Origin of the sequence: Devosia yakushimensis, assembly GCF_030159855.1 — a bacterium.
GTDB classification, from domain to species: domain Bacteria; phylum Pseudomonadota; class Alphaproteobacteria; order Rhizobiales; family Devosiaceae; genus Devosia; species Devosia yakushimensis.
In genome coordinates this window covers 2,973,871-2,994,501 of sequence record NZ_BSNG01000001.1, presented here as the reverse complement: position 1 = coordinate 2,994,501, position 20,631 = coordinate 2,973,871, and the positions used below count along the sequence as shown (strand labels likewise).

The following is a 20,631-nucleotide window of genomic DNA, read 5'->3' as shown; positions in this document are numbered from 1 at the left end:
CTCCACCACCACAATCGCCTTCCTCGGGCTTGACCCGAGGACCACTCGCCGCTTGTGCCGAGTTGAGAGCGGCCCTCGGGTCAGGCCCGAGGGAAGCGCGGTGGTTGGGAAGGGGTGAGAATGAGGGTAGGGTCCGAGCGTGCGCCCAACCAAGATGTCATTCCCGCGCAGGCGGGAATCCATTCTCCTCGTTGCCGTACCTTACGGCGTATACGGCTTGAAATGCTTGGACAACTTCAGCGTCTGCGCCTGATAGTTCGAGCCCAAAGCCGTGCCATAGAGCCGGTCCGGCGCCTCGGCCAGCGTTTCGTAGATCAACCGCCCAATGGTCTGCCCATGCCCCAGCAAAAACGGCACTTCCCGGCTACGCACCTCTAAAACCGCCCGGCTACCGCTACCGCCTGCCGGCGAATGCCCGAAGCCGGGGTCGAAGAAGCCCGCATAATGCACGCGGAATTCGCCCACCAACGGATCGAACGGCACCATTTCGGCCGCATGGGTCGGCGGCACATGCACCGCCTCGTCGCTGACCAGGATGTAGAATTCGTCGGGGTCGAGGATCAGCTCTTCCCGCCCGCGATTGGTCAGCGGCTCCCAGAAGTCGAGCACATCGAGCGCCGCCTTCTTGTCGACATCCACCACCGCCGTATGCCGCTTGGAGCGGAAGCCGATCAGCCCGTTGCGGCCCTCGCCCTTGAGGTCGATGGACAGCGCCACGCCTTCCCCCACCGGATAATTGCCACCAAAGACCAGATTATCGGTGTCATGCAGCGCCCGGTGTGCGGCCACAGATAGTCGCGTATCGCCCGAGCGGAACCGCATCTGGCTGAGCCGCGATCCCGTCCGCACCAGCACGGGAAAGGTCCGCGGGCTGACTTCGAGATAAAGCGGGCCCTTATAGCCCTCCGGCATCTGGTCAAAACCCCGCGCCCGGTCCCCGATCACGCGGGTGAACACGTCCAGCCGCCCCGTCGAGCTCTTTGGATTGGCCGAAGCGCTCACCGCCTCGGGCAGGTCCAGGCTCTCCTGCAGCGGCACCAGATAGACGCAGCCCCGCTCCAGCACCGCGCCATTCGTGAGGTCGATTTCATGCAGCTTGAGCGCTTCGATGCGCTCGGCCACCGAATGATTGGGCCCGGGCAGGAAGCTCGAGCGCACCCGATAGGCCACATCGCCCAATCGTAGGTCGAGGCTCGCCGGCTGCAACTGATCGTGATCGAAGGCGCGCGCCGAGATGATCGAGCCCTCACGCGCCAGTTTTTCGATCAACCGCGCCGGAAACACGCCCCGCGGCCATGCCTGCTGCTTGTCCATGTTACCTTCGCGTGCCCATCTGAGCTCTAGTCCCTACCAATCCCTGCAATTGACGCCAACAGCCAATTGCCCTTAGATCACAGCCCAGTGGTGATTTGGCCGGTCGGTTGCAGCCACTTTAAAGAAATCGCTAAAGACCGTTTTCAACCGGCCGCCCTCGTGCGCCGGTTTTTTGTTGAAAGTGCCGTCATGTCCAAGACGAACAATCCGCTTCTCGACCCGACCCGCCTGTCGCCCGAAACCCAGCTGGTCCATGGCGGCGGCAAGCGCACCGATTTCAACGAGACCAGCGAAGCGCTGTTCCTCAATTCCGGCTATTCCTATCCCAGTTCCGAACATGCCGAGCGCCTGTTCCAGGGCAAGATTCCCGGCGGCCATAATTATTCGCGCTTCGCCAATCCTTCCGTCGACATGTTCCAGGAGCGCATGGCGTTGCTCGAAGGCGCCGAAGCCAGCCGCGCCTTCGCCTCGGGAATGGCCGCGGTCACCAATGCGGTGATGAGCCAGGTGCGGGCAGGGGACCATATCGTGGCCGCCCAGGCCCTGTTCGGCGGCTGCCGCTATGTGGTGGAAGATTATGCGCCGCGCTTCGGCGTCGCCTCGACCCTGGTCGATGGCCGCGACCCCGAAAATTTCGCCCGCGCCATGCAGCCGAACACCAAGGTCGTGTTCATCGAAACCCCGACCAATCCGACGCTCGAACTTGTCGACATCAAGGCCGTCGCCGAGATCGCCCACGCCCATGGCGCCAAACTCATCGTCGACAATGTCTTTTCCACCGCCCTCTACCAGAAGCCGCTCGAACTGGGCGCCGACCTCGTCACCTATTCGGCCACCAAGCATATCGACGGGCAGGGCAGGGTGCTGGGCGGCATTGTCCTCGGCTCCAAGGCCCTGATCGAAGGCGACGTCCACACCTTCCTGCGCCAGACCGGCGCGACGCTGAGCGCCTTCAACGCCTGGGTGCTGCTCAAGGGGCTGGAAACCTATGCCCTGCGCGTCGAGCGCATGACCGACAGTGCCGAAAAACTCGCCGCGGCCCTCGCCAGCCACCCCAAGGTCGAGCGCGTCATCTATCCGCACCACCCCAGCCACCCGCAATATGATCTCGCCAAGCGCCAGATGACCCGCGGCTCCACCCTGCTCGCCATCGACGTCAAGGGTGGCCAGGAAGGCGCCTTCGCCTTCTGCGACAATCTCGCGGTGATCCTGATTTCCAACAATCTGGGCGACGCGAAATCGCTCATCACCCACCCCCGCACCACCACCCATGTCCGCCTCACCGAAGAAGTGCGCCTCGAAACCGGCGTCACCCCCGGCCTCGTCCGCCTCTCGGTGGGCCTCGAATCCAGCGACGACCTCATCGCCGACCTGATGTACGGCCTAGACCAGGTGTGAAATGGCCTGTCGTAAGGGCGGTGTTCATGACTAGACCGCATGGTGAGCCCGTCGAACCACGAGGTCGTGCCGCGATGTCCTTCCTGTCTCTTGCCCGATTTGGCTGGATGCAGTCCCACCCACGGAACGACACCTCCCCCTCGATGGGGGAGGCCAGGAGGGGGTGGGGCCGCACGCTCATCGCCTTGTTCGCAACGCTGCTGATGCTGCCCGCCTTCGCCCAAACCCTCCCCTATCACACCGATCCCAGCGCGCGGGAAATCCTGCCGAGCCTCTCCCCCATTCCGGCCATCCGCTTCCTCACCACCACCGATTTTCCACCCTTCAATTTCCGCGATGCCGGGGGCGAATTGATCGGCTTCAATGTCGATCTGGCCCGCCGCATCTGCACCGAGGTCAATGTCGCCTGCACCATCCAGGCCTGGCCTTGGGAACAGGCGGCCGATGCCCTGGCCGACAATCAGGGCGATGCGCTGATCGCCGGGCTCGACATGTCCCCCGAAAACGGCGCGCGCTTCGATTTCTCCGCCACCTATCTGGCGCTGCCCGGCCGCTTCGTCACCCGCTCTGCCGATATCGCCACTTTCGATCCCGCGACCTTGACCGGCAAGACCATCGCCGTGCGCACCGGCAGCACGCATGAAGCCTTTGTGCGCCGCTATCTGCCTCGCGCCAATGTCGTGCCCTTTGCTACCGAGGTCGAAGCCCTGGCCGCCGTAAAAGATCGCGCCGCCGATCTCTTCTTCGGCGATGCCATGCGGGCCTCGTTCTGGCTCAATGAAAATCTCGATTGCTGCGGCTTTGTCGGTGACGCCTATTTCCGCCCCGCCCTGTTCGGGGAGGGCCTCGCCATCGCCGTCCCCGCCGGCAATGACGCCGTGCGCCACGCCATCGACTGGGCCCTGGTCAAGCTCAAGGACAATGGCACCCTGGACGAACTCTACCTGCGCTGGTTTCCGGTGGGGTTTTACTAATTCGGCATCCGCCGATGCCGCGCCCGCGCCGCCGCTTCGATGGCGGCCGTCGTCAGCCGGTCCAGCGCCAGCTTGTCGCGCAGCATTTCGAGAAACCGCAATTCCTCCTGCTCAAGATGGAGGTCCACCGCCGTCACCTCCACCGCCACGGCATAGGCGGTGTCCTGCAGCTTGGCCGGCAGCGCGGCAATGGCGTCGTCCAGCACCTTGTCCAGCCCGCCCGGCCCATTGAGCTTGTCGGCACAGGCATTGGCCACCGCCGTCAGCCGGCTCTTGTCGAACCCCTCGAACACCGGCAGCCGCCCCACCAGCGCCTGGATGCGCACCAGCTCCCTTTCGGTCATGGCGCTGTCGGAAGAGGCGGCGACAAGCATCAGGTGGATCAGGGCGTCATGGGCGGCAAGGGTCATCGTGGTTTCCGTTTCTGGCAATCTCGTTTAGCTAGGCAGGCTTCCGGTCCCCAGCAAGCGCCTGCGGCCAAATATCTGCGACATTGACGCAAGCCTGCTGGAATGCAACACACCTCCCCGCCTCCCACAAAATACCGAAAGGCTGGTTCCTTGTCGCCCGCTCCTTTGCCCCCACTCGATCCTGCGTTTTTCGACGCTGCCCAGACTGCCCGCGCCTGGCCGTTTGAGGAAGCCAAAAAACTGGTGGCCCGGCTGGAGAAAACCGGCAAGGGCGAAGCCGTGTTCGAAACCGGCTATGGCCCCTCGGGCCTGCCCCATATCGGCACCTTTGGCGAAGTGGCGCGCACCACCATGGTCCGCACCGCCTTCCGCTTGCTGACGCGCGATCAGGTGCCGACAAGGCTGATCTGCTTTTCCGATGATCTCGATGGCATGCGCAAGATTCCGGATAACGTGCCCTCCAAGGAGGCCATGGAGCCGCATCTGCAAAAGCCGCTCAGCGCCGTGCCCGATCCCTGGACCAATGAATATGCCAGCTTCGGCGATCACAACAACGCCATGCTGCGCCGGTTCCTCGACACTTTCGGCTTCGATTACGAATTCGCCAGCGCCACCGATTACTACCGCTCCGGCAAGTTTGACGCCGTGCTGCGCCGCGCTGCCGAGCGCTATGACGACATCATGGCCGTGATGCTGCCCACGCTAGGCGCCGAGCGGCAGGCTACCTACAGCCCCTTCCTGCCCATCTCGCCCATTTCCGGCCGCGTGCTCTATGTCCCCATGAAGGAAGTCGATGCCGTCAACGGCACCGTCACCTTCGAGGACGAAGATGGCCGCGACACCACTGTCCCGGTCACCGGCGGCCATGTGAAGATGCAGTGGAAGCCCGATTTCGGCATGCGCTGGGCCGCCCTTGGCGTCGATTTCGAAATGTTCGGCAAGGATCACCAGACCAACGCCCACGTCTATGACAAGATTTGCGAAATCCTCGGCGGCAAGGCACCGGAGCACTACGTGTTCGAGCTCTTCCTCGATTCCGAGGGGCAGAAAATCTCCAAGTCCAAGGGCAATGGCCTGACCATCGACGAATGGCTGACCTATGCGGGCAATGAAAGCCTGGGCCTCTACATGTTCCAGAAGCCCCGCACCGCCAAGCGCCTGCATTTCGATGTCATCCCGCGCGCCGTGGACGAATATTATAGCTTCATTTCCGCCTATCAGGGCCAGGACGTGGCCGCGCGCCTCGAAAACCCGGCCTTCCACGTGCATTACGGCAATGTGCCAAACCCCGAAGTGCCGCTGAGCTTTGCCCTGCTGCTCAATCTGGTGGCCACGGCCAATGCCACCGATACCAAGGTGCTCTGGGGCTTCATCTCGCGCTATCTGCACGGCGCGACGGCCCAGACCCATCCCGAAATCGATCGCCTTGCCGCCTATGCCGTGCGTTACTTCAATGACAAGGTAAAGCCGAACAAGGTCTATCGCGCCCCCACCGATCAGGAACGCGCCGCCCTGCAGGACCTGCACGATCAGCTGGCCGGCTACGAAGGCTCGACCGATGGCGGGGCGCTGCAGGACTTGGTCTATGCCATCGGCAATGCCCACAAGTTCGAGCCGCTGCGCGACTGGTTCAAGGCCATCTATCAGGTGCTGCTGGGTGAAGATCAGGGGCCTCGCTTCGGCTCCTTCATCGCCCTGTTCGGCGTCGCCGAAACCCGCCAGCTCATCGAAGATGCCTTGGCGGGAAAAATGCTCAAGGCCTAGCGGCTTCAGATCGCTGCGCCGCCCACGCTGTCATCCCTGCAAAAGCGGGACCTCTGTTTCCATATCCAAACAGAGGTTCCCGTTTTCGCGGGAATGACCCGGTGCAGACTTACCTTTCCCCACCGCTCCTGACGCGTTCCGCCAGCGCCATGGCCTCCGCCGGCATGTCCTGCGAAACCTTGCGATAAACCCGCCCATTGGGCGTGCGCCGCATCATGCCCAGATCGCACAATTCGCGCCGCAGCAGCGCATAATCCTCATAATCGTGCCAGTCCCGCAGCATGGAGCTAACCTCGGGCTCGCTCAATTGCTGATCGTCCGGCAGATAGGACCACACCACCCACAGCACCAGCAATTGCTCGGCCCGCTTGGAGGGCCAGCGCTGTAACCGGCCGCCGGCATCGAAACAGCGGGCCGCGCTGGCGATCCGTTTGCTGTCGATTGGCGTATCCGTCATTGCTGGTTCAGCAGCTTGCGAAAATAGACGACCCGCTGGGTTTCGCTAAAGCCCAATGCGCCATGCATCTGATGGCTGCGCACATTGTCGAGCGCAGCGTCCGAGGCGAATTCCGTGCAGCCTTGCGCCCGCGCCCAATCCTCGACCGCCGCCACCAATTGGCCGGCAATGCCGCCGCGGCGATGTTCGGGGCTGACAAAAATACCCTCGAGAAATGCCACCGGCGAAGTATTGCAGCCATTGACATAGTCGTGCCGCAAGCTGGCCTCGGCCAGGCCCACTGCCTGGCCATCCGGCATGCGGGCGATAAGGTTGATCCTGTCCCCCGGCGCCGCCAGCGCATCGGCAATCTGGGCGGTATGTCCCGCCAGGCCATGGCGCGGCCAGAGCGCCTGGCGCAGCTCCGCCCAATCGGCACTGTCTGCCTCTGTCGCAGCAGCGATCTTCATTGGCTGGCCCAGATGATGCGGGCGATCCATTCTATATCGGCCACATCGAGCAGCCGCGGCTCATAGGCCGGGTTCAGCGAATGCAGTTCGATCTGCTTGGCGCTTTGCCGGGCCAATATCTTGGCCATGACCTCGCCATCCCGCGTGCGCACCACCACCCGGTCTCCGCGCCGCACCTGCTCGGTGGGCGAGACCACGATGCGGTCTCCCTCCCGGTACAGCGGCTCCATGGAATCGCCCTGCACTTCGAGGGCATAAATACCCGCTTCGCCGGGCGAGGGCAGGGCCACTTCATCCCAGCCCTGTCCGGCCGGAAAGCCCGCACTATCGAAAAAGCCGCCCGATCCGGCCTGGGCCAGGCCCAGCAGCGGCACGGTCTGGCCGCTTTCATGCGGGCTGATTTGCATATAAGCGCCCGTGCCATGCAGGAAGCTGTCGAAGCTCTCCCCCGTCGCCTCCAGAATTTTGGAAATGCTCTCGGTCGAAGGCCAGCGTTCGCGGCCATCCTTGTTGATGCGCTTGGAGATATTGAACGCGGTGGCGTCGAGCCCCGCGAGCTTGGCCAATGCCGACACAGAATGCCCATGCCGGCGCGCCAGCGCGTCAATGCCGTCCCATATGGCCCTGTGTGATAGCATGATTCAGGAAATCTATCTTATGTCGCGGAAATAAGTCCTATTTCTAATCGCCTCCCGCCCGCTTGTAAAGAGCCGCTCCCGCCCAAAGGAAAAGGGCCACCGCATCGGTGGCCCCTTGTGCAGTCGAGATCATGCCGGCGTCCTAGACGCGCAGCAATGTCTTGATGGCCCGCCGCTCGTCCATGGCCCGATAGCCTTCCGCCACATCCGCAATCGGCAATTCGAGGTCAAAGACCTTGCCGGGATTGATCTGCCGGGTCAGCACCAGATCCATCAGATGCGGCAGGAACCGCCGCACCGGCGCCGGGCCGCCCATCATGCCGGTCTGGGAGAAGAAGAGCTGCTGGCCATCGAGCTGCACCCCATGGGGCACTCCGACATAGCCGATCATGGCGCCAGGCCGGGCGGCATGGATCGCCTGCAGCATGGATTCCTGCGTACCCACGCATTCGAGTACCGCATCGGCCCCGATATTGCCCGTCAATGCCTTGATCCCGGCGACGCCGGCATCCCCGCGCTCGGTTACGATATCGGTAGCGCCATATTCCAGCGCCAGTTCCTGCCGGCTCTTGTGCCGGCTCATTGCGATAATGCGTTCGGCGCCCATCTGCTTGGCCGCCAGCACGCCCATCAGGCCCACAGCGCCATCGCCAACCACGGCCACCGTCATGCCCTTCTGCACCCGCGCCGCGTCGGCCGCATACCAGCCCGTGCCCAGCACGTCGGAAGCCGCCAATAGGCTGGGGATCAGATCGTCGGCCGGCATTTCCGCCGTCGCCACCAGCGTACCATCCGCCAGGGGCACGCGGGCATAGCTGGCCTGGGCACCCGACATGAATTCGCGCTGCTCGCAGGATGAGTGAAAGCCGTGCTGGCAATGGGGGCACGTATTGTCGGAGGTGGCAAAGGAGCCGACCACGAACTGGCCGGGCTTGACGGTTTTCACCGCGCTACCGACTTCCACCACAACGCCACAATATTCGTGGCCCATATGCTGGGGCGCGGTAACCGGGCTCGCGCCACGATAAGGCCAGAGGTCGGACCCGCAAATGCAGGTCGCCGAAAGCTTGATGATGGCATCGGTCGGATGAAGGATTGTGGGCTCGGCAACGTCCTCATAGCGAACGTCTCCGGGGCCGTGCAAAACTGTGGCAAGCATGGAAAAGCTTCCTTTCGATTGGAGGCGGTCAAACCGCCTCGATGTGCAGGGGGAATTCGCCGCGCGTCAGCAGCGGCTCGAAACCGCTATCGAACCGGCCGAGCCGGACCAGTCCGCTCGACCAGCGATAGCCGGCATAAAACAGAGCCAGGTTGCCCCATGGCGCGAAATAGCAGAGATCACCCGGCCGCTCGTTGCCAAAGGGACCGCTGGCCTCCTCGGTGAGCCTGCGTGGGAGGTAGGCGATCTTTTCGTTCTGCGCGTAATTGTCGACCGTCAGGTCCAGCGGCAGCATGGCGTAGAAATCGCGGGCCGAGGGATTGTCGTAGAGCGTGGCGGTCAGCGTCTCGCCATTGAAGCTGAAGCGAACTTGCATATGGGTTGCCTCCTGGCTCGCCGGGTCCGTGCCCTGCTGCCCCCACGCCACACCCGGAAGTGTCATGGCAAGGGCAGCGCCTAGTAGAGTACGCCGGTGGATCGATCCCGATGTCATAGCGGCCGCCTCGCCAGCGCCGCCGCTGCCACCCAGGACAACAGGGCCGAGGCGAGCAGCAGGCCCGCGCCCAGGGCAAAGGAGCTCCACCAGCCGGCGGCGTCGAACAGCAGCCCGCCCGCCGAAGCGCCGAAAGTGATGGCGAACTGGATCAGCGCCACCTGTAACCCCCCGCCCGCTTCCAGGTCATCGGGGATCACCCGGGTCATCCAGGTGCCCCAGGCCACCGGGATTGGCGTGCTGAAAAAGCCCCAGAGCATCAGCAGACCCGCCGTCGCCAGAGCAAAGGGCCCGGCGGCGATCAGCAGCAGCGCGATGATCATCAACGCCGTTGGCAGCCCGATCAGCACCGCACCCAGATGTGAACGCAGCACAAAGCCCACCACCGATGTTCCGAGGAGTCCCGCCAGACCCAATCCGAGCAGCACCATGGAAAGCGCGTTCACATCGAGACCGGTGACGTTTTCCAGGAACGGCCGCAAATAGGTCGAGAGCGAGAATTGCCCCATAAAGGCCAGCGCCGTTGCCGCCGTGCCGATGGCAAAGACACGCCGGCGCAGGAGGCCGAACATCTGCCCCACTGATCCCGAAGCCCGGGGCGGCATTTTGGGAAAGACCGCAAATTGCCAGGCCAGCGCGGCAAGCCCAATGGGAACCACGATGAAGAAAGCGCCCCGCCAGCCGATCAGCCCGCCCAGAAAACTCCCCAATGGTGCTGCGACGACCGCTGCGAAAGCCGTGCCGCCCTGCAGCATGGCAATGGCCTTGGGCAGGTCTTCGCTCGCAACGATGCGCGCCAGGATCGCCGTCGACAGCGACCAGAAGCCGCCGATCGAAATGCCGATCAGCGCCCGCCCGATCATGAAGACCAGATAATTGGGGGCGAACGTGACCAATAGACCCGAAACCACCAGCACCGCCGTATAGAGGAAAACCACGGTCCGCCGGTCCAGCCTGCGCAGCAGGCTATTGCCGAAGAGACTCGTGATAACGGCGAAAAAGCCTGAGATCGAGATCGCCTGGCCGGCCTGGCCTTCGCTGATGCCCAATTCGCCGGCAATCGGCGTCAACAGGCTCACCGGCATGAATTCGGAGGCGACCAGCACGAAAGTCAGCAGCGACAGGCAGGCCACCGCACCCCAGGCACTGGGCGTTTTCACCATCTGGCCGTCAAAAGTGGTGTCCATGACATATCCGCGGGGTCAGGAATGAAGGGAAATGACGCGAGCCGGGCGCTTTCCGCTCCAGCTTCGTATGGCCCTCATATAAAGCGCCATGCTCCTGGTGATTAGTTGGGATAATTCGCATGGACCTATCGGTCTGTGATATAAATCACTCGGAGGTGCCCATGCAGCGACAAGACTTGAACGACATGCTGTTTTTCATGGCCGTGGCCGAGGAGCGCAGCTTTACCCGGGCCGCCGCCCGGCTCGGCACCTCGCAATCCTCGCTCAGCCACACCATCAAGCGGCTTGAGGAACGCCTGGGGCTGCGCCTGCTGTCGCGCACCACGCGCAGCGTCTCACCCACCGAGGCCGGCGAACGCCTGTTGCGCTCTCTTGCGCCCCGCATCCAGGATATCGAGAGCGAGGTGGATGCGCTCATGGCCTTCCGCGACAAGCCGTCCGGCGCCGTCCGCATCACGCTGTCCGATCATGCCCTGCAATGGGTGGTCTGGCCCCGGCTCAAGCCCATGCTGCTCGATTATCCCGATATCCATGTCGAATTCGATATCAACAATGGCTTCCGCAATATCGTCGAGGAACGGTTCGATGCCGGCGTGCGCCTGGGCGAAAGCGTCGACAAGGATATGATCGCGGTGCGCATAAGCCCCGATTGGCGGCTGGTGGTCGTGGCTTCGCCCGCCTATCTCGCCCGGTACGCCACCCCGCAAATGCCCCAGGACCTGGTCGGCCACAATTGCATCAACCACCGGCAGGTGACGAGCAGGGGCCTTTATGCCTGGGAATTTGCCCGGGATGGCCGGGAGCTGCGCGTGCGGGTCGAAGGACAGCTCACCTTCAATTCGACCCTGGCCATGATCGATGCGGCTATCTCCGGCCTGGGCGTCGCCTATCTGCCCGAAAGCCAGGTCACCCGGCATATCGCGTCCGGGCGGCTCGTCCAGGTGCTCGACGATTGGTCGCCGATGTTCGACGGCTATTTTCTCTATTATCCAAGCCGGCGGCAGAATTCGCCGGCCTTTGCCGTCGTCATGAACGCGCTGCGTTCCCCCGCCACCTGATCACCTCTCCCTTGGGGGAGAGGTCGGCCCGAAGGGCCGGGTGAGGGGCCTTCCCCCCTTCGTTCAGCCTGCCAGAATGCCGCCAATGGCCAGCATGGAAAGCGTCACGCCCATCGAATAGGTCAGCAGCAGCGCAAAAGGCCCTGTCCATTCCGGCTTGAGCCCCCGGCCGAGGAAAACCAGCAGGATCGGCAGCCAGTCCAGCGCATAGCGCTGAGCGCTATATTGGGAAAAGCCGTTCGAATGGTAGAGCAGCGTCAGCCCCATGATGAGCCCGCAGGTTGCCAGCCCGAACCAGAAGGCGCGGTCCCACTTGCCCAAAAAGGCCAGCAGTAATAGCGGCGTCACCAGAAACAGCGAAGCGCCATTGATGTCGAAACCCGCCATCTCGGTCATATAGCGCCCGGCAAAATCCACATGCGGGCCGGCGATGAACATATAGATGGCGTTGAACAGGAAATAATCGGGCGAGAAAATGCCAAGCTCGCGCACCCGCAGCCGCAGGAAGAAGCCACCGCTATTGGCCACATCTCCCGAGACCGGGAAAATATAGGAATAGCCAGTTTCCAGCGGCGAGCCGAAGCGAACGTAATTATAGGCGAAATAGATCAGGATCGCGATGATCGGGAAGACTGCGAGCGACAGCGCCCGTTTGATGGCCGCCAGGTCAATGCGATACCAGGCCGTATTGGCCTCGAGCAGCAGCACATAGAGCACCGGCAGGTAGAGAATGGTCATCTGCCGGCACAAAAAGGCCATGCCGATAAAGAGCCCCGTCAGCAGGGCATTGCGGCGCACCAACGCGCAATAAAGTGCCGCCGTGGAGAAGAAAAAGCCCCAGCTTTGGGCAAAGAACCAGATCCCATCGCCGCGCAGCACCACAAAGGCCAGCGGCGTCGCGAACAGCGCCAGCAGCACCAGCAGAATGGCCTGGTCGCGCCCGGCCTCTTGCCGGCGGAAAATCTGCCACCAGAGCCACCCGCTGCCGGCAAAGGCAAGAGCGCTCAGTACCGTGAAAAAGCGGAAATCGCTGCCGAACAGCGCGACGAAGGGCAGGGTGATGACGCCGGGTAGCGGCGGGAAGATGATATAGGTCAGCCCGTTATAAAGGGCGCAGTCGCCATCAAAGCATGCGTCGGTATCAAACCGCCCATTGAGCCAGCCTTCGGCCAATAGGGCATAGGAATTGCTGCCCGGCGCCTCGCGCAGAATGGCCAGGGCAAGCACCCCGACAAAGGCCAGCACCAGGCCGCCCAGAATGGTTGTGATGGCAATGCGCTTTACGGTCACGGCTGCAAATCCCCAAACGTCTGCAGATAGGTCGGTTCAAGATTTCAACAATTCTGATGGGCTATCCCCACCACCGGCCCATACCTTCCCCTTTGATGGGGCTGGGAGGTGGTATGAGGAGCAGGCCCCAAATGCGGTCCGGCTTATCCCATTTCCATGAAGATCGGCTGAATCACTATCCGGCCGCGCGGGGCGCCAAGCGGAAGGTCAATTGCTTGTGGCCGATGAAATTGATCACCGCGCCGATGCCGATGGCGGCGCCATGCGCCAGGCCCTCCCGCACCATGTTCGGCCAGGGCGCGGCGGCCAGCAGATGCAGGAACAGTGTCGTCAGCCCCAATACGACAACCGCGCCGATCAGGTTGACCCCGATAAAGGTCATGGTCTGCTCCATCAGCGGGCGCGTGGAGCCGGGAAAGACATATTTGCGGTAAAGCGTGAAGCCCGCGCACATGCCGATCATATAGGCCAGCACCACCGCGGCCCCCATCGGCATCACCGCCGAAAGGGGGAAGCGCACCAGCCAGTTGATGGCCGCCGCCGTTCCACCCAGCAGCAGGAACCGGAAAACCTGGTTGCCCGCCAGCTGCTGCAGCATTGCACCCATCAGAGCAGCCAGCCGGCCAGGAACGCCGCGCCCATCAACCCGCCCAGGGCAATGCTGATCCGGTCGCGAATGGCAAAGGCCACCGGATCGTCATTGAGTTCTTCGCGGTGGCACAAAAGCCAGATGCGCGACACCCACATGAACAAGGCTGCCGGGAAGACCCAGAGATAGCCGGGGTGGTTGTAGAAATCGGCGCTGTAAACGTCGTTCATGATGTAGAGCACCATGATGGTGATGGCCGCCATGGCCGTCGCCACGCCCATTGCCACAACCATGCCGGCATCGGTGCCCAGATACCCGCGCCCATTGACCGCCAGCCGCCCCTTGGCGACGCTTTTCTGGATTTCGGTCTGCCGCTTGGCAAAGGAGAGCGAGGTAAAAAGGAACATCGAGAACACCAGCAGCCACGGCGAGGGAACCGCGCCCACCGCGGCAATGCCGATCCCCAGGCGCATGGTGAACAATGCCGCCAGGGTAAAGGCGTCAACAATGGGCTGGCGCTTGATGTAGAAAGAATAGAGCAGGGTAATGGCCATATAGGCGACCAGAAGCCCCAGCGTTGCCGGCCCGATAAGGGCCGCGATACCAAGCCCGCCCACGATGAGCGCGACCGAAGCGGGAACCCCGTGCTTGATGCGCAGATTGCCCGATGCCAATGGCCGGTTGCGCTTGGTCCAGTGCAGCCGGTCATCGGTCAGGTCGAACAGGTCATTGAGCAGATAGGTGCCCGAGGCCATCAGCGAGATGGCGACAAAGGCGCCGAATGCGGCAACGACCGCAACCGGGTCGGTGACCATGCCCGACAGCACCAGCGGCACGAAGACCAGGGCGTTCTTGGCCCATTGGTGTACGCGCAGCGCCTTGAGCCAGCCGCGCAGGCCCAGCTTGGGGCGGGTGAATTCGGCTTCCACCGGCTTGCCCAGCGCCCGCGCCTTGGCCGCGATATCGGCCGAAGCGCCCGAGAGCACGATGGATTGCGCCTTGTCCCACACTTCAAGATCGGCCCGGCCATCCCCGGCATAGGCAAAGCCCTCGGGGAAGCGCTCGACCAGGGCCGCCGCCTTGTTGGCGCCCTTGAGATTGCGCGTGCCATTGCTGCCAATGGTGAAGTCGATGAAATCGAAACGGCGCGCCAGGCGCAGCGCCAGCAATTCGTCGGCTGCGGTCGCCAGGCCCACCGGGCGCCCCTTGTCGTGCTCGGCGCGGGCAAAGGCCACCAGTTCCTCATTGACCGGCAGGCTGTCCACATCGATCGGCACCTGCTCGCTCAGCTTGCGCTTGAGCGTGGCCTTGCCCTGCAGCGTCCACAGCACCAGGTTGAACACCCGCAGCGGATTGGCCCGGAAATAGGCCACCGCCGTTTCATGCAGCAGGTCCGTGCGGATCAGCGTATCGTCGACATCGAGCACGAGCGGGAGAGCGGCGCTGGCAGTTTGCAGGTCAGCGGCGGGATGATTGGCAGCGGTCATATCAATCACTCAAGTAACGCGTTGCCGCTATAGCTATCAGGCGCGCGCCAAGACACAATTGCTCGCTCAAGATATTATGAATGCATAAAATTTTACTTGTTGGCGGTCTCTTTGTGCCTGTCCATCCACGGTGTCATTCCGGCGCAGGCCGGAATCCATGCTGTGCCCTCTCCCCACGCTGGATGGTGTTGATGACCTTCAGCATGGATCCCGGCCTGCGCCGGGATGACACCGCGTTTTAGACACGCTCAGAGGGATACGTTTACCGCCACGAAAAAACCGCACAACCACCATTTCACCGTTTCAACGCAACGGCGAAATGCTCTAGGGTCGCGCGCATGACCACGCCAGATTTGATCTACAAGATTGCCACCGAGGCAGCTTACGCCCCCGCGCGCAACGCATCCGGATTTGCCGGCATGCCCATCGATGCCGCCGACGGCTATATGCACTTCTCCACCGCCAGCCAATTGGCCGAAACCCTGCGCCTGCACTTCGCCGGCCAATCGGGCCTGGTCATTCTGGCCGTGCGCACATCCGATCTCGGTGACAACCTGGTCTGGGAAGCCTCGCGCGGCGGTGCGCTCTTCCCCCATCTCTATGGTGGCCCGCTGCCGGCCTCCGCCATCGCCTGGGAAGCCCGGGTCGATGTCGCCGCCGATGGTTCCACGACGCTGCCCGAGGCGGTCCGATGATCTTTTCCGCCTTCTCGCCTTTGCTGCGCCTGCCCGCTCTGGCCGGTCTCACTCAGCAGACCCTGCTCAAGATGGATGCCGAAACCGCCCATCGCGCCACCATCACCGCGCTGCGCTTGGGCCTCGCCCCCGAGCAGACCCAAGCCGAAGCGCCCGAATTGGCGACAACCCTCTGCGGTATCGAGCTTAAAAACCCCATCGGCATGGCCGCCGGCTTCGACAAGAATGCCGAAGTGCCGCGCCCGCTCGCACTGATGGGTTTTGGCATGGTCGAGATCGGCACCGTCACCCCGCGCCCGCAATCGGGCAATGCCAAGCCGCGCCTGTTCCGCGTGCCCGGCGCCGATGGCGTTATCAATCGAATGGGCTTCAACAATGAGGGCCATGACGCCGCCTTCGCCCGCCTCAAGGGCCTGCGCGTGCCGGCCGCGCTCGGGGTCAATATCGGCGCCAACAAGGACAGCGCCGATTTCGTCGCCGACTATGTGCTGGGCGTCAAACGCTTTGCCGATCTGGCCGATTATCTGACGGTCAACATCTCCTCGCCCAACACGCCCGGCCTGCGCAATCTGCAATCCGACGAGGCGCTGCGCCGCCTCCTGGCCGAAGTGCTCGATGCCCGCGCCAAAGCCAAAATCCGCGTCCCGGTCTTCCTCAAGATCGCGCCCGATCTGGATAAAAAGGAACTCGACGCCATCGCCAAGGTCGTGCTCGCCACCGATCTCGATGGCCTGATCGTCTCCAACACCACCGTCACGCGCGACACCATTGCCGGCCTTGAAAACGCCGCTGAAACCGGCGGCCTCTCCGGCAAGCCGCTGTTCGATCTATCCACCCAGCGCCTCGCCCAGATGCGCCAGCGCGTTGGCGCTTTGCCCATTATCGGCGTCGGCGGCATCCATTCCCCGCAATCGGCTCTCGCCAAATTCGAAGCCGGCGCCGATGCCATCCAGCTCTATTCCGCGCTGGTCTTTGGCGGCCTCGACCTGCTCGACCGCATCAAGCGCGGCTTGGTCGCCGCCGTGCGCGCCGACGGCAAGACCAATATCAGCCAGCTCACCGGCAGCAAGACAGCCGATTGGGCCAAGGGCAAGGTCAAGCTTTAAGGGCGGGCCGGGAGTCCTAGCCTCCCCTGATAGGGGGAGGGACAGCTCAGTGCCTAAAACTCGATCCCGCCCAAACGCGGAAGGATACCTCCCCCTATCAGGGGGAGGCTAGGAGGGGGTACTCCCATGCCCCAGCCTTTACCGAAGTCACCCTTCCGAACCCGCGCACATCTGCGCCGCCTGAAATTCCACATCCCGCGGATCGATCGAAGCGCCATTGGCGGTGCCCCGGCTTTCGATTTCGTCACTCACAATGCCAATGCATTGCTGGAACCCCGTCGGCCGCAGCAACACGGCCGCCGCTATGATCGACGTCCCCAGCAAAATCGACAATGCCAGAACCAGCGTCTTGCCCATGCTCATCGCTCCACCACCAGTTCGATCACCACATCGGCCCGGTCCTGCGACGCACTGACCAGGTCATAATTGGGCAAGTCGTTGCGTTCGATATGGGCCGCATTGCGCTCGGGAGTGAACAATCCCTCTTCGCCATGCCGCTTCATCAGCCTCTGGCGCACCAGCTCGCGCGGCACATGGATGAACACCGCATAATCCAGCAGCGGCCTGACCCCGGCAAACGGCCCTTCGCTCAGCAACAGATAATTGCCTTCCACGACAAGCACGCGAACCTCGGCCTGCACCGTAAAGGCATTCTCCACCACATCTTCTATTTTGCGCGAATAGCCCGGTCCGCTCACCGGGCCTGTCGCATTTTTGAGATGGTGCAGGAAGCTGACGAATTCGGCGCCCTCAAAGGTGTGCGGTGCGCCCTTGTAATCGGTCTGCCCCATGGCTTCGAGCTTGGCATGGCGCATGTGAAAGCCGTCCATTGGCACCAGCGCCGCGCTGCTTGGATGGGTCGCATTGAGCATGGTGACGATCTCGGCTGCCAGCGTCGATTTTCCGGCGCCCGGTCCGCCTGCCAGCCCCACGACGATCCGCCGATGCGCCTGGCTTTCCATATCCAGAATATGCGGCACCAGCCGCGACAAAGCCTGTTGGGGCGTGAGCTTCAGCCGTGCGGCGCCCATCAACGCCTCTTGAGCAGGCGCAGCACGATCCAGATCGGCACTACCAGGGCAGCGCCCGCCAACGTATAGCGCACCAGATTGCCCAATAGGCCCGTGCCGTCGCGCAGGGCGTCTTCCACCATGCGCACCGCGCTCTGGAACACATAGCGGGCATCGATCCCCAGCACCGCCATGATAAAGCCCACGATCAGCGACAGTACGACGAGCCGGATGACCAATCCGCCCGGCCGCTCGCCCAACAGACGCTCAAGCCCGCTGCGTTCGCGCGGCTGGCTTTCGGATTGCTCGCTCATCGGTGAACCCTCGCATACTCTGTTGAGTTAGTCGGCGATCATATAGGCTCTTTTATGATTTGCAGAAGGGGTTGCCTTGATCACGCCTTCCCGAGCCGAGAGCCCGGATGCACGGGCCGTCCCTCCCTCCGCCTTGAGGGGAGGGCCGGGGAGGGGGTCGTTGGTGCATTTGAGCAGAAGCTGCACGACCCCCACCCTCATTCCCTCCCCTCAAGGGGGAGGGACGCGCAGACTGCGGGCTCACGGCTCCATCGTCTCCCTCCCCCTTGAGGGGAGGGGACAGGGGTGGGGGTCTCTTAGGCTTGGGGCACAAACACCTTGACTGCCATCCTCCCGCCCATCATCGCCAACTGGTTCGCCGCCAAAAACTGGTCTCCCCGCGCCCACCAACTCGATGTGCTCGCCAGTTGGCAGGCCAATGCCTCCGCGCTCCTCATCGCGCCCACCGGCGCCGGCAAGACCCTGGCCGGGTTCCTGCCCACCCTCGCCGATCTGGTGGACGGCAAGTTCGATGGCCTGCACACTCTTTATGTCTCCCCGCTCAAGGCGCTGGCGGTCGATGTGCAACGGAACCTGTCCACCCCCATCGAGGAGATGGGCCTCAAGATCAAGGTCGAAACCCGCACCGGCGACACCCCCGCATCCCGCCGCGCCCGCCAGCGGATCAATCCGCCGCAAATCCTGCTGACCACGCCCGAGCAATTGGCCCTGCTGATCAGCCATCCTCATGCCGAACTGCTGTTCGGCTCGCTCCGCCGCATCGTGCTCGACGAGCTGCATGCCCTGGTGACATCCAAGCGTGGCGAGCTGCTCTCGCTCGCCTTGGCCCGCATTGCCCGGCTCGCCCCAAACCTGCGCATCACAGCCCTCAGCGCCACCGTCGCCCGGCCCGATCTGCTGCGTGACTGGATCGCCCAGCCCCTTCAGGAGGTCGAAACCCACCTGCTCACCACAACAGGCGGCGCACCTCCGGTTCTCTCGATCCTCCAAACCGAACAGCGCCTGCCCTGGGCCGGTCACTCCGCCAATTACGCCCATCGTGATCTCTATGAGACCATCAAGCAGCACAAGACCACGCTGCTTTTCGTCAATACGCGCAGCCAGGCCGAAATGCTGTTTCAGGGCCTCTGGGCCATCAATGACGACATGCTGCCAATTGCCCTCCATCACGGTTCGCTGTCCGTCGAACAGCGCCGCAAGGTCGAAAGCGCCATGGTCTCCGGCGCGCTCAAGGCGGTGGTCTGCACCTCAACCCTCGATCTGGGTATCGACTGGGGCGATGTCGATCTGGTCGTCCAGGTCGGCGCGCCCAAGGGCAGCTCCCGCATGCTCCAGCGCATCGGCCGCTCCAATCACCGCCTCGACGAACCCTCCAAGGCCGTGCTCGTGCCCTCCAACCGCTTCGAAGTGCTGGAATGCGAAGCCGCGGTCGAAGCCGTCGCCGAGCGCCATCAGGATAGCGAGGACCCGGTCTCGGGCGGCTACGACGTGTTGGCCCAGCATATTCTGGGCATGGCCTGTGCCGGTCCGTTCACCGCCGACGATCTTTTTGCCGAAATCAGCCATGCCTGGCCTTATCGCGATCTGCCGCGCACCCAATTCGATCGCATTCTCGATTTCGTCGCCACCGGCGGCTATGCCCTGCGGGCCTATGAGCGCTATGCGCGCCTCAAGCTGACCGCCGATGGCACCTGGCGCATCGCCAATCCGCAGGTCGCCCAGCAATACCGGCTCAATATCGGCACCATTGTCGAAGAGCCCATGGTCCGCGTCCGCCTGGTACGGGGCAGGGGCTTCAAAAAAGGCCAGACCACCGGTCCCATCGGGGCAGGCGGTCGCGTGCTGGGCGAAATGGAGGAATATTTCTTCGGCACGCTCCTGCCCGGCGATACCTTCATGTTCGGCGGCGAAATCGTGGCCTTCGAGGGCATGAAGGATAACGAGGCCTTCGTATCGCGCGCCCAGGCGGCCAATCCCAAAATCCCCTCCTATATGGGCGGCAAGTTTCCGCTCTCGACCTATCTGGCCGAGCGTGTCCGCCGCATGCTCGATAGCCCGCAGAGCTGGGGCGTGCTGCCCGATCAGGTCAGCGATTGGCTGCGCCTGCAACGCGATGTCTCGGTGCTCCCCGGCCGCGATAGCCTCCTGGTCGAGACCTTCCCCCGCGGCACGCAGAATTTCATGGTCTGCTACCCCTTCGAGGGGCGTCTGGCGCATCAGACCCTGGGCATGCTGCTGACCCGCAGGCTTGAACGCGCCCGCGCCCGCCCCCTCGGCTTCGTCGCTAGCGAATATGCCCTGGCCATCTGGGGCCTGGGCGATCTCTCCGTCCTGATCAAGACCGGCCGCCTCTCGCTCGATGACCTCTTCTCCCAGGACATGTTGGGGGATGATCTGGAAGACTGGCTCGATGAATCGGCCCTGATGAAACGCACCTTCCGCAACTGCGCCATCATCGCCGGGCTGATCGAGCGCCGCCATCCCGGCAGGGAAAAGACCGGCCGCCAGATCACCATGAGTTCCGACCTCATCTATGACGTGCTCTATCAGCACGAGCCCGACCACATCCTGATCCAGGCCACGAGACGCGACGCCGCGCGCGGCCTGCTCGATATCGAACGGCTGGGCGATATGCTGGCTCGCATCCGCAACCACATCGTCCACCAGCCGCTCGAGCATATTTCCCCGCTTGCCGTCCCGCTCATGCTCGATATCGGCCGCGAGCCGATTTTCGGGGAAGGCCGCGAATCGGCTATGGCAGATGCTGCAGATGAATTGATGCGCGAGGCTCTCGGCCAATCTTGAGCCAGCCGCTATACCAAGCTCAGCAAATGGAGAC

General features: G+C 63.1%; 21 protein-coding genes and 1 riboswitch. Of the genes, 7 read left to right on the top strand and 14 right to left on the bottom strand.

All coding sequences use genetic code 11. From position 1 onward, the window contains the following. Positions 1–201 precede the first annotated feature (201 nt). Complete coding sequence (locus QQL79_RS14520; protein WP_284392048.1) at positions 202–1,314, bottom strand: 2'-deoxycytidine 5'-triphosphate deaminase; 1,113 nt, start codon at positions 1,312–1,314, stop codon at positions 202–204. Between the two features lie 77 nt (positions 1,315–1,391). Beyond that, positions 1,392–1,467, top strand: a riboswitch (SAM riboswitch). Positions 1,468–1,503: 36 nt separating this feature from the next. Between QQL79_RS14520 and metZ the strand changes: the two genes are divergently transcribed. Together metZ and QQL79_RS14510 are read left to right on the top strand one after the other, a co-directional pair. Continuing rightward, positions 1,504–2,712 (top strand): O-succinylhomoserine sulfhydrylase, encoded by a 1,209-nt coding sequence (metZ, locus tag QQL79_RS14515; RefSeq protein WP_284392046.1) that lies wholly within the window; start codon positions 1,504–1,506, stop codon positions 2,710–2,712. Positions 2,713–2,786: 74 nt separating this feature from the next. After that, positions 2,787–3,686 (top strand): transporter substrate-binding domain-containing protein, encoded by a 900-nt coding sequence (locus tag QQL79_RS14510; RefSeq protein WP_284392044.1) that lies wholly within the window; start codon positions 2,787–2,789, stop codon positions 3,684–3,686. Here QQL79_RS14510 and QQL79_RS14505 read toward each other — a convergent pair. Then, the gene (locus tag QQL79_RS14505) at positions 3,683–4,096 is read right to left on the bottom strand and encodes a tellurite resistance TerB family protein (protein WP_284392042.1); all 414 of its coding nucleotides are present in this window, start codon (positions 4,094–4,096) and stop codon (positions 3,683–3,685) included. The two genes, QQL79_RS14510 and QQL79_RS14505, sit on opposite strands and share 4 nt — an antisense overlap. Positions 4,097–4,246: 150 nt before the next feature. On the opposite strand from QQL79_RS14505, the gene QQL79_RS14500 reads away from it, so the two are divergent. After that, positions 4,247–5,860: a lysine--tRNA ligase gene (locus tag QQL79_RS14500; protein ID WP_284392040.1), complete on the top strand. Its 1,614-nt coding sequence runs from the start codon at positions 4,247–4,249 to the stop codon at positions 5,858–5,860. A 109-nt stretch (positions 5,861–5,969) separates the two neighbouring features. On the opposite strand, the gene QQL79_RS14495 is transcribed toward QQL79_RS14500, so the two are convergent. The 6 genes from QQL79_RS14495 to QQL79_RS14470 form a co-directional block, all read right to left on the bottom strand. Beyond that, positions 5,970–6,317 carry a DUF2087 domain-containing protein gene (locus QQL79_RS14495; RefSeq protein WP_284392038.1) on the bottom strand — a complete coding sequence of 116 codons (348 nt, stop codon included), beginning with the start codon at positions 6,315–6,317 and terminating at the stop codon, positions 5,970–5,972. Then, a complete protein-coding gene (gene aac(6'), locus QQL79_RS14490) occupies positions 6,314–6,766 on the bottom strand; it encodes an aminoglycoside 6'-N-acetyltransferase (protein WP_284392036.1) in 453 nt (150 codons plus the stop codon). Before aac(6') ends, QQL79_RS14495 begins: the two co-directional genes overlap by 4 nt. After that, positions 6,763–7,404 (bottom strand): S24 family peptidase, encoded by a 642-nt coding sequence (locus QQL79_RS14485; protein ID WP_284392034.1) that lies wholly within the window; start codon positions 7,402–7,404, stop codon positions 6,763–6,765. Before QQL79_RS14485 ends, aac(6') begins: the two co-directional genes overlap by 4 nt. 142 nt (positions 7,405–7,546) lie before the next feature. Then, positions 7,547–8,563, bottom strand: a complete 1,017-nt coding sequence (locus tag QQL79_RS14480) for a zinc-dependent alcohol dehydrogenase family protein (RefSeq protein ID WP_284392032.1) — start codon at positions 8,561–8,563, stop codon at positions 7,547–7,549. 28 nt (positions 8,564–8,591) lie between these two features. Further along, complete coding sequence (locus tag QQL79_RS14475; RefSeq protein WP_284392028.1) at positions 8,592–9,056, bottom strand: cyclophilin-like fold protein; 465 nt, start codon at positions 9,054–9,056, stop codon at positions 8,592–8,594. After that, the gene (locus QQL79_RS14470) at positions 9,053–10,243 is read right to left on the bottom strand and encodes an MFS transporter (RefSeq protein WP_284392027.1); all 1,191 of its coding nucleotides are present in this window, start codon (positions 10,241–10,243) and stop codon (positions 9,053–9,055) included. The genes QQL79_RS14475 and QQL79_RS14470 overlap by 4 nt, the downstream gene beginning before the upstream one ends. Before the next feature lie 161 nt (positions 10,244–10,404). Between QQL79_RS14470 and QQL79_RS14465 the strand changes: the two genes are divergently transcribed. After that, positions 10,405–11,301, top strand: a complete 897-nt coding sequence (locus QQL79_RS14465) for a LysR family transcriptional regulator (protein ID WP_284392025.1) — start codon at positions 10,405–10,407, stop codon at positions 11,299–11,301. A 63-nt stretch (positions 11,302–11,364) separates the two neighbouring features. On the opposite strand, the gene QQL79_RS14460 is transcribed toward QQL79_RS14465, so the two are convergent. The 3 genes from QQL79_RS14460 to QQL79_RS14450 all read right to left on the bottom strand — a co-directional run bounded on the left by QQL79_RS14460 (position 11,365) and on the right by QQL79_RS14450 (position 14,667). Then, positions 11,365–12,591: a hypothetical protein gene (locus QQL79_RS14460; RefSeq protein ID WP_284392023.1), complete on the bottom strand. Its 1,227-nt coding sequence runs from the start codon at positions 12,589–12,591 to the stop codon at positions 11,365–11,367. 175 nt (positions 12,592–12,766) lie between these two features. After that, entirely contained in the window at positions 12,767–13,198 is a 432-nt protein-coding gene (locus QQL79_RS14455) for a GtrA family protein (protein ID WP_284392022.1), read from the bottom strand. After that, on the bottom strand, positions 13,198–14,667 hold the full coding sequence (locus tag QQL79_RS14450; RefSeq protein ID WP_284392021.1) for a UbiA family prenyltransferase: 1,470 nt from the start codon (positions 14,665–14,667) through the stop codon (positions 13,198–13,200). The genes QQL79_RS14455 and QQL79_RS14450 overlap by 1 nt, the downstream gene beginning before the upstream one ends. A gap of 338 nt (positions 14,668–15,005) precedes the next feature. On the opposite strand from QQL79_RS14450, the gene QQL79_RS14445 reads away from it, so the two are divergent. Continuing rightward, positions 15,006–15,362, top strand: coding sequence for a DUF952 domain-containing protein (locus QQL79_RS14445; RefSeq protein WP_284392020.1), 357 nt, complete (start codon positions 15,006–15,008; stop codon positions 15,360–15,362). Further along, the gene (locus tag QQL79_RS14440; RefSeq protein WP_284392018.1) at positions 15,359–16,468 is read left to right on the top strand and encodes a quinone-dependent dihydroorotate dehydrogenase; all 1,110 of its coding nucleotides are present in this window, start codon (positions 15,359–15,361) and stop codon (positions 16,466–16,468) included. The genes QQL79_RS14445 and QQL79_RS14440 overlap by 4 nt, the downstream gene beginning before the upstream one ends. Positions 16,469–16,615: 147 nt before the next feature. On the opposite strand, the gene QQL79_RS14435 is transcribed toward QQL79_RS14440, so the two are convergent. Genes QQL79_RS14435 through QQL79_RS14425 form a run of 3 tightly spaced genes read right to left on the bottom strand, consistent with a single transcriptional unit; the run spans position 16,616 to position 17,792 of the window. Beyond that, on the bottom strand, positions 16,616–16,825 hold the full coding sequence (locus QQL79_RS14435) for a hypothetical protein (protein ID WP_284392015.1): 210 nt from the start codon (positions 16,823–16,825) through the stop codon (positions 16,616–16,618). Between the two features lie 2 nt (positions 16,826–16,827). Further along, on the bottom strand, positions 16,828–17,499 hold the full coding sequence (locus tag QQL79_RS14430; RefSeq protein WP_284392013.1) for a nucleoside/nucleotide kinase family protein: 672 nt from the start codon (positions 17,497–17,499) through the stop codon (positions 16,828–16,830). Next, a complete protein-coding gene (locus tag QQL79_RS14425) occupies positions 17,499–17,792 on the bottom strand; it encodes a DUF6460 domain-containing protein (protein ID WP_284392011.1) in 294 nt (97 codons plus the stop codon). The genes QQL79_RS14430 and QQL79_RS14425 overlap by 1 nt, the downstream gene beginning before the upstream one ends. Positions 17,793–18,110: 318 nt before the next feature. Here QQL79_RS14425 and QQL79_RS14420 point away from each other — a divergent pair, with 318 nt between their 5' ends. Continuing rightward, the gene (locus tag QQL79_RS14420) at positions 18,111–20,597 is read left to right on the top strand and encodes a ligase-associated DNA damage response DEXH box helicase (RefSeq protein WP_284392009.1); all 2,487 of its coding nucleotides are present in this window, start codon (positions 18,111–18,113) and stop codon (positions 20,595–20,597) included. Positions 20,598–20,631 lie beyond the last annotated feature (34 nt).